The following is a 13,103-nucleotide window of genomic DNA, read 5'->3' on the forward strand; positions in this document are numbered from 1 at the left end:
AGCGGCTCCCAGCCGCTCTTCGCTCCGCCCTCCCCGACTTCTGAACGCCAGACCCGCCAGACTTTTCGTCTGGCCGCACGCCATGACCACCCCGGACTACCGCTCCACGCTCAACCTGCCCGACACGCCTTTCCCGATGCGCGGCGACCTGCCCAAGCGCGAGCCAGGCTGGGTCAAGGCCTGGGACGAGCAAGGCCTGTACAAGCGCCTGCGCGACGCGCGCTGCGGCGCGCCGAAGTTCGTGCTGCACGACGGCCCGCCCTATGCCAATGGCCAGATCCACATCGGCCACGCCGCCAACAAGATCCTGAAGGACATGATCGTCAAGGCGCGCCAGCTGGCGGGCTTCGACGCGGCCTACATCCCCGGCTGGGACTGCCACGGCCTGCCCATCGAGAACCAGATCGAGAAGACCTTCGGCCGCGGCCTGCCGCGCGACGAGGTGCAGGCCAAGAGCCGCGCCTATGCCACCGAGCAGATCGACGGCCAGCGCCAGGACTTCAAGCGCCTGGGCGTGCTCGGCGAATGGGACAACCCGTACAAGACGATGAACTTCGCCAACGAGGCCGGCGAGATCCGCGTCTTGAAGCGCATGTTCGAGCGCGGCTTCGTCTACCGCGGCCTCAAGCCCGTCTACTGGTGCTTCGACTGCGGTTCCTCCCTGGCCGAGTTCGAGATCGAGTACGCCGACAAGCAGAGCCCGGCCGTCGACGTGGCTTTCCTGAGCGCCGAACCGGACAAGCTCGCTGCGGCCTTCGGCGTCGCGCCGCTGGCCAAGGAAGCCTTCACCGTCATCTGGACGACCACGCCCTGGACCATCCCGGCCAACCAGGCGCTCAACCTCAACCCCGAGCTGCCCTACGCGCTGGTCGACACGCCCAAGGGCTACTTCGTCGTTGCCGAGGCGCTGGTGGAGAAATGCCTGGCGCGCTGGCAACTGGAAGGCAGCGTCGTCGCGACCACGCCCGGCCGCTCGCTGGAACTGCTGAAGTTCAAGCACCCGCTCGCGCACGTCGACCCGGGCTACGACCGCGAAAGCCCGGTCTACCTCGCCGACTACGCGACGGCCGAGGATGGCACCGGCGTCGTCCACTCCGCACCCGCCTATGGCCTGGACGACTTCCAGTCCTGTGTCGCCCACGGCCTGGCCTTCGACGACATCCTCAACCCCGTGCAGGGCAATGGCGCCTACGCCGCCGACCTGCCGCTGTTCGGCGGCCAGCACATCTGGAAGGCCAACCCCGTCATCGCGCAGGCGCTGCTGGACGCCGGCCGCCTGATGGCCCAGAGCAAGCTGACCCACAGCTACCCGCATTGCTGGCGCCACAAGTCACCCGTCATCTATCGCGCCGCGGCCCAGTGGTTCGTTCGCATGGACGAGGGCGACGGCCTGTTCACGACGAACAAAGCGCCTGACAGCCTGCGCAAGACGGCACTGGCCGCCATCGAGGCGACCAGCTTCTACCCCGAGAACGGCCGCGCCCGCCTGCACGACATGATCGCCGGCCGGCCCGACTGGTGCATCTCGCGCCAGCGCAGCTGGGGCGTGCCCCTGCCCATCTTCCTGCACAAGGACACGGGCGAGGCGCACCCGGACACGCTGGAGTTCATCGAACGTGCCGCCCAGCTGGTCGAGGCCAACGGCATCGAAGCCTGGTCCAAGCTCGACGCCGCCGAGTGGCTGGGCACGGAAGCCGTCCACTACACCAAGGGCCAGGACATCCTGGACGTCTGGTTCGACTCCGGCTCCACCTTCGAGCATGTGCTCAAGGGCAGCCACAAGGGCGCCGGCCACGACAGCGGCCCCGAGGCCGACCTCTACCTCGAAGGCCATGACCAGCACCGCGGCTGGTTCCACTCGTCACTGCTGATCGCCTGCGCCCTCTACGGCCGCGCACCCTACAAGGGGCTGCTGACCCATGGCTTCGTCGTCGACGGCCAGGGCCGCAAGATGAGCAAGTCCATGGGCAATGTGGTCGCGCCGCAGGCCGTGTCGGACAAGTTCGGCGCCGAGATCCTGCGCCTGTGGACGGCCGCGACCGACTACTCCGGCGACCTGGGACTGGACGAAAAGATCCTCGCCCGCGTCGTCGACAGCTACCGCCGCATCCGCAACACGCTGCGCTTCCTGCTCGCCAACGTCAGCGACTTCGATCCCGCCACGGACAGCGTCGCCGCTGAAGACCTGCTGGAAGTGGACCGCTACGCGCTGGCCCGCGCCGCCGAGCTGCAGACGGACATCCTGGCGCACTTCGAGCGCTACGAGTTCCACCCGGTGGTTTCCAAGCTGCAGGTCTACTGCTCCGAAGACCTCGGAGCCTTCTACCTCGACGTGCTGAAGGACCGCCTCTACACGACGGCACCCAAGAGCCTGGCGCGCCGCTCGGCGCAGACGGCACTGTGGCAGATCACGCACGCCATGCTGCGCTGGATGGCGCCCTTCCTGAGCTTCACGGCCGAGGAAGCCTGGGCAGTCTTGGGCAAGGGCGAGAGCATCTTCACCGAGACCTATTGGAACTTCGGTGCCACCGATGCCTCGCTGCTGGCCAAGTGGAATCGCATCCACGAGATCCGCGACGAGGTCAACAAGGCCATCGAGGCGGTGCGCACGACGGGTGCCGTCGGCGCGTCGCTGCAGGCCGAACTGGTGCTCAAGGTCAACGAGCAGGACCAGATGCTGCTGAGCAGCCTGGGCGACGACCTGCGCTTTGTCTTCATCACGTCGGCGGTGCGCCTGGCTTCAGCGGGCGAACTGGGCGTCGTCGTGACTCCCAGCAGCCACGCCAAGTGCGAGCGCTGCTGGCACTACCGCGCCGACGTCGGCAGCAATGCCGAGCACCCGACGCTGTGCGGGCGCTGCGACAGCAATCTGCACGGCGCGGGCGAAACCCGCACAGTTGCCTGACCTCGCTTACGGGAAAGCAGGAATATTGGGTTCCACCCCCTCGAAGTGCGCTTCGGGGTGGGTGCGTTCCAGTAGTTCCTCGATCTCGGTGATGCGCGAGCGCGGCACGTCGACGATGAGCAGGTATTGCCCTTCCTCGATCGCCTGCTCGAAGCGTTTCAGGCGCCGGCTCGGCGTCGAACTGCCGATCATGCTGGACGACCAGGTGCCCAGCATGGCGCCCACCGCGGCCAGGCCGATGACGACCGCTGCGGGCGAGGCCGCGCTGATCGCCAGGGCCGCCGCGACGCCGCCCGCCGCACCCAGGCCGGAACCGATCAGCGCCCCGCTCTGTGCGGCCTCGACGAGGTCCGAGGTCTGCAGCACATTGGCGGCATGCAGGCCGTCCATGGACGCGCCCTCGGCGGCGACAAAGTGGATGTGGTGCTCGGTGATGCGGGCGAGCAACAACTCGTCCATCGTGCGCCGGGCGCTGCTCAGGTGGGGCAGCAGCCAGTAGATGCGCTTTCGCATGTTGTCCTCCTGCGAGAAGGGAGAGTTCCTCTTCTACGCCGCTTCTCCTGCGCCTACAAGCCCCGGCCCGGCGGCAAGTTACATTGGCGGCCCTCGCCTCGCGACCCCTATTCCATGCCTTCTCGCTCGTCGTCCTCATCCTCCGGCCTGACCCACTGGCTGCTGATTGCCGCCCTCATCATCCTGGCCGACCAGCTCACCAAGGTGCTCATCCTGCGCACCTTCCAGCTCGGCGACGTGCACCCGGTCACCAGCTTCTTCGACGTGGTGCGGGCCCACAACTTCGGCGCCGCCTTCAGCTTCCTGCATGGCGCCTCGGGCTGGCAGCGCTGGTTCTTCCTCGGCCTGGGCCTCGTCGCGGCCGGCTTCATCATCTGGATGCTGCGCCGCCACGGCCACCAGAAGCTGTTCGCCTGGGCGCTGACGCTGATCCTGGGTGGCGCCTTGGGCAATGTCATCGACCGCGCCATCCACGGCTACGTCGTCGACTTCATCCAGGTCCACGCCGGCGGCTGGTACTTCCCGGCCTTCAACGTGGCCGACAGTGCCATCACCGTCGGGGCCGTGCTGCTGATCCTGGACGAACTGCGCCGCGTACGCCGCGGTTGAGCGCACTAGTTCACGGGGCGCAGATGTGACGAGCGGTGACAATCGCGCGCCTTCTCGCCGCCACCGATGCTCCTCGACTTCGCCAGCCTGAGCCACTACGACTGGCTCGACGTTCCCCTGTGGGTCTTCGACCCCGAACAACAGCGCAACCTCTGGGCCAATGCCGCGGCGCTGCGCTTCTGGCATGCCGACAGCGCCGAGGAGTTCCTGTCGCGTGACTTTTCCGAGCATGGCGACGCGGTGCGCGAGCGCCTGGCCGTCACGGCGGCCGACCATGCCCAAGGCAAGATCGTCCGCGAGCAATGGACCCTCTACCCCAAGGGCGAGCCGACGACGGTGATGCTGGTGTCGCGCGGCATGCGCACGCCGGAGCGCCGCCAGGTCATGCTGTTCGCGGCCGACTCCCTCGGTGGTGGCGCCGACCTGTCCATGCTGCGTGGCGTCGAAGCCCTGCAGCACACCTCGGTGCGTATTGCCGTGTTCGGCCTGGTGAACCAGCATCAGGGCGAATTGCTGATGCGCAACCCGGCCGCGGCCCTGACCTTCGGCGACACACCGCCTGGCCCCGGCCAGAGCGAGTTCACCCGCCTGTTCGCCCACACCGGCGACGCCGCCAGCATCCTCGGCCGCGTGCAGCGCGGCGAGAACTGCCGCCAGGACGTCGAACTGCTGACCCTGGCCGGCCTGTGCTGGCATGCGCTGGACGCGCGGCCGATGCGCGACCCCGTCACCGGTGACACCGTCATGCTCTTCAATGCGCGTGACATCGCCGACCTCAAAGCCAGCCAGGTGGCCCTGGTCGCCGCGCGCGAGGCCGCCGAGACAGCCAGCCAGGCCAAGAGCAGCTTCCTGGCCAATATGAGCCACGAGATTCGCACGCCCATGAACGGCGTGCTCGGCCTGACCGAACTCGTGCTGCAGACGACCGAGCTCGACGAGCGCCAGCGCCGCTTCATCGGCATGGCCCACCAGTCCGCCAAGGGCTTGATGACCATCATCAACGACCTGCTGGACGTGGCCAAGATCGAGGCCGGCCGCATCGTCATCGACGAGCAGCCCTTCAGCCTGCACGACTGCCTCGGCGAGTCACTTCAACCTCTGCTGCTGCAGGCCCATGACAAGGGCATCCAGCTGCATGCGCGCGTGCAGCCCGGCGTGCCGTCCTGGCTGGTGGGTGATGCCCTGAGGCTGCGCCAGGTGCTGATCAACCTGATCGGCAATGCCCTCAAGTTCACCGAGCACGGCGAGGTCCGCATCGAGATCGCGATGGCCGACGCGCACGAGAGCGACGGCCCCGACCGCCTGCGCCTGCGCGTGGCCGTCACCGACACCGGCATCGGCATGACGCGCGACCAGATCGGCCAGATCTTCGATCCCTTCACGCAGGCGGACGGCAGCATCACGCGCCGTTACGGCGGCACCGGCCTGGGCCTGACCATCGTGCAGCGCCTGGTCAGCCTGATGGACGGCGAGATCACCGTGGAGAGCGAGCCCGGCGTCGGCTCCAGCTTCAGCTTCGAACTGCAGCTCGGCCGCGTGCCGGCCTGAAGACTTCAGGGCAGCAGCACGGCGCTGCCCAGCAGTTGGCGGGCTTCCAGGTCGCGATGCGACTGGGCCGCGTCGGCCAAGGCATAGCGCTTGTCGATGCGGATCTTGACCTTGCCGCTCGCCACCATCTCGAACAGCTCGTTCCCCATGGCCTGGGTGGCCTCGCGCGTGGCGATGTGCGTGAACAGCGTCGGCCGCGTCACATACAGCGAGCCCTTGGCCGCCAGCGTGCCGACGCTGAACGGAGGCACCGGGCCGGAGGCGCCGCCGAAGCTGGCCAGCAGACCGAAGGGCGCCAGGCTGTTCAGCGAGCCTTCCCAGGTGTCGGCACCGACCGAGTCGTAGACGGCCTTGACGCCGCGCCCACCGGTGATCTCGCGCACCCTGGCAGCGAAGTCAGTGTCACGGCGGTAGTTGATGGCGTGCGTCGCGCCGTTCTCAAGCGCCAGCTGGCATTTTTCGTCGCTGCCCGCGGTGGCTATGAGCTGCAGGCCCAGCGCGCGGGCCCATTGGCAGGCGATCAAGCCGACGCCACCGGCCGCCGCGTGAAAGAGCACGAAGTCGCCGGCCTGCAGCCCGCCCTGAGGCAGGGTCTTGCGCAGCAGGTATTGCACCGTCAGGCCCTTGAGCATCATGGCCGCGCCGGTCTCGAAGGAGATCGCGTCGGGTAGCCTGAGCACGCATTTGGCGGGCATCACACGGGCTGTTGCATAGGCGCCGGGCGGGTTGCTCGCATAGGCAGCACGGTCGCCCGGCTTCAGATGGGTGACGCCCTCACCCACCGCCTCGACAACGCCCGCGCCTTCCATGCCCAGGCGGGCCGGCAGTGGCAAGGCGTAAGTGCCGTTGCGGTGATAGACGTCGATGTAGTTGAGGCCGCAGGCCTCGTGACGGATGCGGATCTCGCCCGGCCCGGGCGCGCCGACCTCCACGTCCACCAGCTTCAGCTGCTCGGCCCCGCCAGGGGCTTCGATGACCACGGCTTTTTCACTCATTCGGCGTCTCCGGTTCGCAGGTCCGGTATCGTGCCAGCCCTTTGGCACGCTCGCCGTCGTTGATGAAGCTGACCCCACGCCTTGCCCTGCTGTTGACGCTGCCGCCCCTGCTGTGGGCCGGCAATGCCGTCGTCGGCCGCCTGGTGCGCAATGACATCCCGCCGATGGCGCTGAACGCGCTGCGCTGGCTGATCGCCTTCCTGCTGCTGGCACCGCTGGCTCGCCGTCTGCTCGCCGACCCGAGTGAGGCCCTGAAGCGCTGGCGCGGCCTGGCCTGGCTGGGCTTCCTGGGCATGGGTTGCTACAACTCGCTGCAATACCTCGCACTGCACACCTCATCGCCGCTGAACGTCACGCTGATCACCGCCAGCATGCCGGTCTGGATGCTGGGCGTGGGCGCCATCTTCTACGGCGTGAAGCCGACCCGCCGCCAGCTTGGCGGTGCGGCCCTGTCACTGGTCGGCGTGGCCGTCGTCATCGCGCGCGGCGACCCCGCCGCCTTGTTGGCCGTGCATTTCGTGCCCGGCGACCTGCTGATGCTGGTGGCCCTTTTCACCTGGGCCATCTACTCCTGGATGCTGGCCGGGCCCGCGCCCGGCCTGAGAGCTGGCGAGCGGCCGGACTGGAACTGGGCCGAGTCACTGATGTCGCAGCTGATGTTCGGCGTCGTGTTCTCGGGTGTGGCGGCCGGCGTGGAGCAGGCCGTCGCGCCGGCGCCCATCCACTGGAGCCCCGCCCTCGTCGCCGTGCTGGCCTATGTCGCCATCTGCCCGTCGCTGATCGCCTACCGCTGCTGGGGCCTGGGCGTGGCCGAGGCGGGGCCGGCCCTGGCCAGCTTCTTCGTCAACCTGACGCCGGTGTTCGCCGCCGTCATCTCGGCGGCCCTGCTGGGTGTCGCGCCCGCCTGGTACCACGGCCTGGCTTTCCTGCTGATCGCCGCCGGCATCGTCGTCTCCTCACGCTGATGCGGGTTCTGTACGCCGACGATCGCCTCGTCGTCATCGACAAGCCGGCCGGCCTGCTCAGCGTGCCAGGCCGCGTCGAGCCGGACTGTGCAAGTGCGCGTGTGCAGGCCCTGTACCCCGACGCCCTCATCGTGCATCGGCTCGACCAGGCCACCTCGGGGCTGCTGCTGTTCGCACGCGGCCTCGATGCCCAGCGCGATCTCAGCGCCGACTTCGCCGAGCGCCGCATCGGCAAGCTCTATGTCGCCGTCGTCGCCGGCCGTCTCGAGGGCGAAGGACTCATCGAGCTGCCGGTCGGTGCGGACTGGCCCAACCGGCCGCGCCAGCGGGTCGACCACCAACACGGCAAGCCCTCACAGACGCGCTGGCACGCCCTCGCCCATGAAGGTGACCAGACGCGCGTCGCGCTGGAACCGCTGACCGGCCGCACCCATCAACTTCGCGTCCACCTCGCCGCCATCGGTCACGCCATCCTCGGTGACACGCTGTATGCCGAGCCCGACCGCGCCGCCGCCAGCCCTCGCCTGCTGCTGCACGCCAGTGAACTGCGAATCGGCGACCATCACTTCACCTGCCCCCCGGAGTTCTGAGCCATGCATCTCTACATCGTCACCGGCAGCTCACGCGGCCTGGGCGCCGCCCTGGTCCAGCAACTCACGCAGGCCGACCACACCGTCATCGGCATCGCGCGCAAGATCAACCCTGCGCTGCAGGCCGAGCAGTGGGCGCTTGATCTCGCCGAACCGAGGGTCGCCGCCGACCGCCTCCAAACCTGGCTGCGCGCCCACACCGGCTGGCAGAGCGTCACGCTGATCAACAACGCGGCCCTGCTCAGCGAGCCCGGCTCGCTCGCCGCGACGGACCTCTCGGAGCTGTCCGCCGCGCTGCGCGTGGGGCTGGAGGCGCCCACGCTGCTGAGCCGCGTCTTCCTGGCCGAAACGGCCGGCCTGCCCCAGCGCCGCATCCTCAACATCTCCTCCGGCCTGGGCCGGCGCGCCATGGCGGGCAGCGCGGCCTATTGCGCCATCAAGGCCGGGCTGGACCACCTTAGCCGCGCTTTGGCAATGGAAGAGCCGGATGTTGGTGTCGTTTCGCTGGCACCGGGCGTCATCGACACCGACATGCAGGTCCAGCTGCGCGGCGCCGATCCCGGCCGCTTCCCTGAGCAGACGCGCTTCCAGGGCTTGAAGGACGACGGGCAGTTGCAGACGGCGACCGCCACGGCAGAAGCGATAGTTCGGTTTCTCATGCGGCCAGACTTCGGAAAAACCGTCGTATCAGACATCCGAGACGCTTGAAAATCCTGATCCGAGCCCCACAACCAGAGGCTCGTTCCCCATCTTCTGGAGACTCGCTTGAACCGCATCTTTGCAGTGACCCTCGCCACCCTGCTGGCTGTCACGCTGCCCGCCCATGACGCCGAGGCCAAGCGCCTGTCTGGCGGCGGCATGAAGCGCAGCGTGCCCACCCAGACCGCGCCACAAACGCCACCCGCGCAGCAACCGGCGCCGCAGCAGGCCGCCCCCAACAAACAGGCCGCCGCGACACCCACGCCCCCCGCCGCGGCGCCCAAGCGTTCCTGGCTCGGCCCCATCGCCGGCCTGGCGGCCGGCCTGGGCCTGGCCGCGCTGGCCAGCCACTTCGGTTTCGGCGGCGAGCTGGCCAGCATCATGACCATGGTGTTGCTGGGCCTGGTGGCGGTCTTCGTCATCCGCTTCCTGGTGCGCCGCTTCGCGTCACCCAAGCCGCAACTCGCCGGCGCAAACGGCGCCAGCTTCCGGGAAGCTGAGCCCGCCTGGAATGCCGCGCCCGMAGCGGCCGCCGACTCCGTGGCCGCTGTGCCAGCAGACTTCGACACGGCCGGCTTCGAGCCGCTCGCCAAGCAGGTATTCATCCGCCTGCAGGCCGCCAACGATGCCGGCGACCAGGCCGACCTGCGCCGCTTCACGACGCCGCAGATGTACGCCAGCATCCAGAGCGAACTGCTGGAACGCGGCAGCCAGACGCAGCGCACCGAGGTGCTCAAGCTCGACGCCCGCGTCGTCGACGTCGCGACCGAAGAGGGCCAGCAGATCGTCTCCGTGCGCTTCTCGGGGCTCGTGCGCGAAAAGAGCGAGCAGGCCGCAGAGGATTTCGACGAGATCTGGCATCTGGTCAAGTCCGGCGAGGGCTGGCTGATCGCCGGCATCCAGCAGACGGCATGACCCGCGTCACAGCGGGTTAGACCCGAGATCAACCGGGTCGAGAATGGGCGCTTCGAGCGCCCATTCCTTTTTGAGCCCCCCATGAATCGCCTGCGTCTTTCCCTCTGCGCACTCGGTGCGGCCCTGCTGGCCGCCTGCGCATCGTCGCCCACTTCCGCGCCCGTCTCGACGGCCGTCGTGGCTCCCAATGCCAACCTGGTCGTGCAGGGCATCCCGGCGGTGCCCCAGAGCCTGGCCGACGCCATCGGCCGCTACAACGACTTCCGCGGCCACGCCTTCTCCGACTGGCATCCGACCCAGCGCGAGATGCTCGTCAGCCACCGCAAGGCCGGCGCCAACACCGCGCAGATCTTCCGCGTGACGTCGCCGCTGACCGATGGCGAGCAACTGACCGACGGCGTCGACCCGGTCGTGAGTGCCACCTACGAGCCGCGCACCGGCCAGTACATCGTCTTCGAGCGCGCCACCGGCGGCAACGAGGTCGCCCAGATCTACCGCCTGCCGCTGAACCAGGCAGGCGCCCAGCCGGTGCTGCTGACCAGCCCCGACGAGCGCCACGCGATCAACGCCTGGCTGCGCAAGAGCGGCCAGCTGATCTATTCCTCCGTGCCCATCGACCGTACGGCCCAGGGCGGCACGCGCACCAAGATCACGACGACGCTGTGGTTGATGGACCCCGCCAAGCCCGAGGGCCGCCGCAAGCTGGCCGAGCTGGACGGCGGCGGTTGGGCCGCAAGCCGCCCCTCACCCGACGAGCGCCTGATCTCGCTGACGCGCTATCTGTCGGCCAATGAATCGCAGATCTGGATGCTGGACCTGGACAGCGGCGTGGCCAAGCAAGTCGCGCCGGCCACGGGCAGCCAGGAGGCCAAGGCCACCTACTCGCCTGCCGGCTGGGCGGCGGACGGCCGCTCGCTGTGGATCGCCAGCGACCGCGCCGGCGAGTTCCGCGAGCTGATGAAGCTGGATCTGGCCAACGGCCGCATCGACCGCGTCAGTGGCCACATCCCCTGGGACGTCAGCGGCGTCACGCTGACGGAGGACCGCAGCAAGCTGGCCGCCCAGTTCAATGTGGATGGCCGAGACGAACTGCATTTCTTCGACGCCGCCACGGCCAAGGAAGTGGCGGCTCCCGCTGCTCTGCCCACCGGCAATGTCGGCAGCGCCTCCTACCACCATGGCCACGGCGAGTTGGCCTTTTCGATCAGCAATGCCCAGGGCCCCAGCCAGATCTATTCGCTCGGCACGGACGGCAAGGTCCAGCAGTGGACGCGCGCCTCGGCCGCGCCCGGCCTCGACACCTCGGGCTTCAGCGAACAGAAGATCGTGCGCTGGAAGAGCTTTGACGGCACGGCGATCTCAGGCCTGCTCACCGCCCCGCCCAAGAAGTTCAGCGGCAAGCGCCCGGTGCTGATCTCCATCCACGGCGGTCCCGAGTCCCAGGCCAGCTTCGGCTTCCTGGGCCGCAACGCCTACTACGTGCAGGAGCTGGGCATGGCGCTGATCCAGCCCAATGTGCGCGGCTCCAGCGGCTACGGCAAGAGCTTCCTGGCGATGGACAACGGCTTCAAGCGCGAGGACTCGGTCAAGGACATCGGCGCCCTGCTCGACTGGATCGCGACCCAGCCCGACCTCGACGCCTCACGCGTGCTGGTCACCGGCGGCAGCTATGGCGGCTATATGACGCTGGCCGTATCGACAAACTATGCGGACCGCATCGCCGGCTCCATCGACGTCGTCGGCATCTCGCACTTCGTGACCTTCCTGAACAACACCGAGAGCTACCGCCGCGACCTGCGCCGCGTCGAATACGGTGACGAGCGCGACCCGGCGATGAAGGCGCATCTGGAGAAGATCTCGCCACTGACCAATGCGGGCAAGATCAAGAAGCCCCTCTTCGTCATCCAGGGCAAGAACGACCCGCGCGTGCCCTACACCGAGGCCGAACAGATCGTCGCGACGGTGCGCCAGGGCGGCACGCCTGTCTGGTATCTGCGCGCCGACAACGAGGGCCATGGTTTCCAGAAGAAGGACAACCAGGACTTCCAGTTCTACGCCACGGTGCTGTTCATGCAGCAGACGGTGCTGAAGTAGGCCGGCCGTATGCCACCGCTGCGGGCCAGCTACCCGGTGTGGGCAGTTGGCCTTGGTGGCGCCAGAGCCGCGCCGTGATCCAGCCACCGTGCCCCACGGCCAGAGCGCAAGGCGGCTGCCAGATCTCAGCGCGCGCCAGCAGCCTGCCCAGCGACTCGCCCGTGTCGAAGTCGAAGCCACTGAAGTCCGTCATCCAGCGATCGAACTCGGCGGGCGCGATGGCGGTCCAGGGCTTCCCGTCCCAGCCACCAAAGTCCATTTCGGCCAACGCGGCATCGACCCGCCAGCGAAAGCCCCAGCGCTTCAACCAGCGGCCCACAGCTGCGGCGCGCGCCAGCGGCGACGTGACGACCTCGCGCGGCAGCCCGTGGCGGCGGGCATGGGCGCGGATGCGGTGGGCCAGGCGCTTGGCCTTGCGACGGTCCACGGCAAGGTCGGTGCGCCCGCCGATGCAACGCCCTTCGGCGCCGCGCGGCTTGGGGTGACGCCAGATCGTGAAAGCGGGCATCAGAAAGACGCCGTGAAGGCCAGCAGGACCGCGATCTCGGCGAGTTGTTCGGTGGCGCCCAGGCCGTCTCCGGTGTAGCCACCGAGGCGGCGACGCAGCCACTCGCGCATCAGCAGCGCGACGACCGCGGCAGCGGCGACCGCGGCCAACAGGCGCGAAGGCGCAACACCCGCTGCTGCCAATGCCAGGCCCAGCAGCCCGCACCAGCCCAGCGCGATGCCGAAGTTGCGCGGTGCAACGGCCAAGGCCAGAGGCTTGGCCTTGGCATGCTCGGCATCACCGCCATACGGCAGGCTGACCATGACGCCCACGGCGGCCGCTCGCGCCAGGCCATGGCTGGCCAGCAGGGCTGCAACGGCGCCCATCAGCGGCCGCTGCGCCAGCACGGCCAGCAGCGCGGCGCGCAGCAGCAGCGACAAACACAGCGCCAGGGCGCCATAGCTGCCGATGCGCGAGTCCTTCATGATGGTCAGCGCCTTGTCGCGGCTGACCACGCCACCCAGCGCGTCGAAGGTATCGGCCAGGCCGTCTTCGTGGAAGCCGCCGGTCAGCACGACCGTTGCCGTCAAGGCCAGCACCGCGGCGACCCAGGCCGGCCACAGTTGAGTCGCCCCCGCGAGTACCGCCGCGCCAACGGTGCCCACGAGCACACCCACCAGCGGAAAGTGGCGCACGCAGTCGTTCAGCCAGGCCGGCTCGAAGCGCTCCAGCCGCACCGGCAGCCGCGTCAGGAACTGCAGCGCGACGAGGAAGAGCCGCATG

At 68.6% G+C, this 13,103-nt stretch carries 12 protein-coding genes; 8 read left to right on the forward strand and 4 right to left on the reverse strand.

Going from position 1 to position 13,103, the window contains the following annotated elements; genetic code table 11:
• The first annotated feature begins 82 nt into the window (after positions 1-82).
• Positions 83-2,905 (forward strand): isoleucine--tRNA ligase, encoded by a 2,823-nt coding sequence (gene ileS / locus AC1D2H_RS23920; RefSeq protein ID WP_478012674.1) that lies wholly within the window; start codon positions 83-85, stop codon positions 2,903-2,905.
• 6 nt (positions 2,906-2,911) lie between these two features.
• Here the strand turns inward: ileS and AC1D2H_RS23925 are convergent, their stop codons facing one another.
• Positions 2,912-3,418, reverse strand: coding sequence for a DUF1269 domain-containing protein (locus tag AC1D2H_RS23925; RefSeq protein ID WP_477929893.1), 507 nt, complete (start codon positions 3,416-3,418; stop codon positions 2,912-2,914).
• 114 nt (positions 3,419-3,532) lie between these two features.
• Between AC1D2H_RS23925 and lspA the strand changes: the two genes are divergently transcribed.
• Both lspA and AC1D2H_RS23935 read left to right on the forward strand, forming a co-directional pair.
• Complete coding sequence (gene lspA / locus AC1D2H_RS23930; RefSeq protein WP_477929895.1) at positions 3,533-4,027, forward strand: signal peptidase II; 495 nt, start codon at positions 3,533-3,535, stop codon at positions 4,025-4,027.
• A gap of 66 nt (positions 4,028-4,093) precedes the next feature.
• A complete protein-coding gene (locus AC1D2H_RS23935; RefSeq protein ID WP_478012675.1) occupies positions 4,094-5,575 on the forward strand; it encodes an ATP-binding protein in 1,482 nt (493 codons plus the stop codon).
• 5 nt (positions 5,576-5,580) lie between these two features.
• Here AC1D2H_RS23935 and AC1D2H_RS23940 read toward each other — a convergent pair whose 3' ends face one another.
• Positions 5,581-6,570 (reverse strand): quinone oxidoreductase family protein, encoded by a 990-nt coding sequence (locus AC1D2H_RS23940; RefSeq protein WP_478012676.1) that lies wholly within the window; start codon positions 6,568-6,570, stop codon positions 5,581-5,583.
• 62 nt (positions 6,571-6,632) lie between these two features.
• On the opposite strand from AC1D2H_RS23940, the gene AC1D2H_RS23945 reads away from it, so the two are divergent.
• The 5 genes from AC1D2H_RS23945 to AC1D2H_RS23965 all read left to right on the forward strand — a co-directional run bounded on the left by AC1D2H_RS23945 (position 6,633) and on the right by AC1D2H_RS23965 (position 11,833).
• Positions 6,633-7,535, forward strand: a complete 903-nt coding sequence (locus AC1D2H_RS23945; protein ID WP_478012677.1) for a DMT family transporter — start codon at positions 6,633-6,635, stop codon at positions 7,533-7,535.
• A complete protein-coding gene (locus tag AC1D2H_RS23950) occupies positions 7,535-8,125 on the forward strand; it encodes an RluA family pseudouridine synthase (protein ID WP_478012678.1) in 591 nt (196 codons plus the stop codon). The genes AC1D2H_RS23945 and AC1D2H_RS23950 overlap by 1 nt, the downstream gene beginning before the upstream one ends.
• Positions 8,126-8,128: 3 nt before the next feature.
• Positions 8,129-8,833, forward strand: coding sequence for an SDR family NAD(P)-dependent oxidoreductase (locus AC1D2H_RS23955; RefSeq protein WP_478012679.1), 705 nt, complete (start codon positions 8,129-8,131; stop codon positions 8,831-8,833).
• A 57-nt stretch (positions 8,834-8,890) separates the two neighbouring features.
• The gene (locus AC1D2H_RS23960; RefSeq protein WP_478012680.1) at positions 8,891-9,739 is read left to right on the forward strand and encodes a Tim44 domain-containing protein; all 849 of its coding nucleotides are present in this window, start codon (positions 8,891-8,893) and stop codon (positions 9,737-9,739) included.
• 81 nt (positions 9,740-9,820) lie between these two features.
• Complete coding sequence (locus tag AC1D2H_RS23965) at positions 9,821-11,833, forward strand: S9 family peptidase (RefSeq protein WP_478012681.1); 2,013 nt, start codon at positions 9,821-9,823, stop codon at positions 11,831-11,833.
• Here the strand turns inward: AC1D2H_RS23965 and AC1D2H_RS23970 are convergent.
• A complete protein-coding gene (locus AC1D2H_RS23970) occupies positions 11,808-12,341 on the reverse strand; it encodes a histidine phosphatase family protein (RefSeq protein WP_478012682.1) in 534 nt (177 codons plus the stop codon). The genes AC1D2H_RS23965 and AC1D2H_RS23970 overlap by 26 nt on opposite strands.
• Positions 12,341-13,102, reverse strand: coding sequence for an adenosylcobinamide-GDP ribazoletransferase (cobS, locus tag AC1D2H_RS23975; RefSeq protein ID WP_478012683.1), 762 nt, complete (start codon positions 13,100-13,102; stop codon positions 12,341-12,343). Before cobS ends, AC1D2H_RS23970 begins: the two co-directional genes overlap by 1 nt.
• Position 13,103: the final 1 nt, after the last annotated feature.

This window comes from Roseateles sp. P1_C1_2 (assembly GCF_056406535.1).

What these genes read in the sequence shown, in the direction of transcription:
- ileS (WP_478012674.1), top strand. Translation starts at nt 83, where the DNA reads ATGACCACCCCGGACTACCGCTCCACGCTCAACCTGCCCGACACGCCT.
- AC1D2H_RS23955 (WP_478012679.1), top strand. Translation starts at nt 8,129, where the DNA reads ATGCATCTCTACATCGTCACCGGCAGCTCACGCGGCCTGGGCGCCGCC.
- AC1D2H_RS23940 (WP_478012676.1), bottom strand. Translation starts at nt 6,570, where the DNA reads ATGAGTGAAAAAGCCGTGGTCATCGAAGCCCCTGGCGGGGCCGAGCAG.
- lspA (WP_477929895.1), top strand. Translation starts at nt 3,533, where the DNA reads ATGCCTTCTCGCTCGTCGTCCTCATCCTCCGGCCTGACCCACTGGCTG.
- AC1D2H_RS23935 (WP_478012675.1), top strand. Translation starts at nt 4,094, where the DNA reads ATGCTCCTCGACTTCGCCAGCCTGAGCCACTACGACTGGCTCGACGTT.
- AC1D2H_RS23925 (WP_477929893.1), bottom strand. Translation starts at nt 3,418, where the DNA reads ATGCGAAAGCGCATCTACTGGCTGCTGCCCCACCTGAGCAGCGCCCGG.
- AC1D2H_RS23945 (WP_478012677.1), top strand. Translation starts at nt 6,633, where the DNA reads ATGAAGCTGACCCCACGCCTTGCCCTGCTGTTGACGCTGCCGCCCCTG.
- AC1D2H_RS23965 (WP_478012681.1), top strand. Translation starts at nt 9,821, where the DNA reads ATGAATCGCCTGCGTCTTTCCCTCTGCGCACTCGGTGCGGCCCTGCTG.
- cobS (WP_478012683.1), bottom strand. Translation starts at nt 13,102, where the DNA reads ATGCGGCTCTTCCTCGTCGCGCTGCAGTTCCTGACGCGGCTGCCGGTG.
- AC1D2H_RS23970 (WP_478012682.1), bottom strand. Translation starts at nt 12,341, where the DNA reads ATGCCCGCTTTCACGATCTGGCGTCACCCCAAGCCGCGCGGCGCCGAA.
- AC1D2H_RS23950 (WP_478012678.1), top strand. Translation starts at nt 7,535, where the DNA reads ATGCGGGTTCTGTACGCCGACGATCGCCTCGTCGTCATCGACAAGCCG.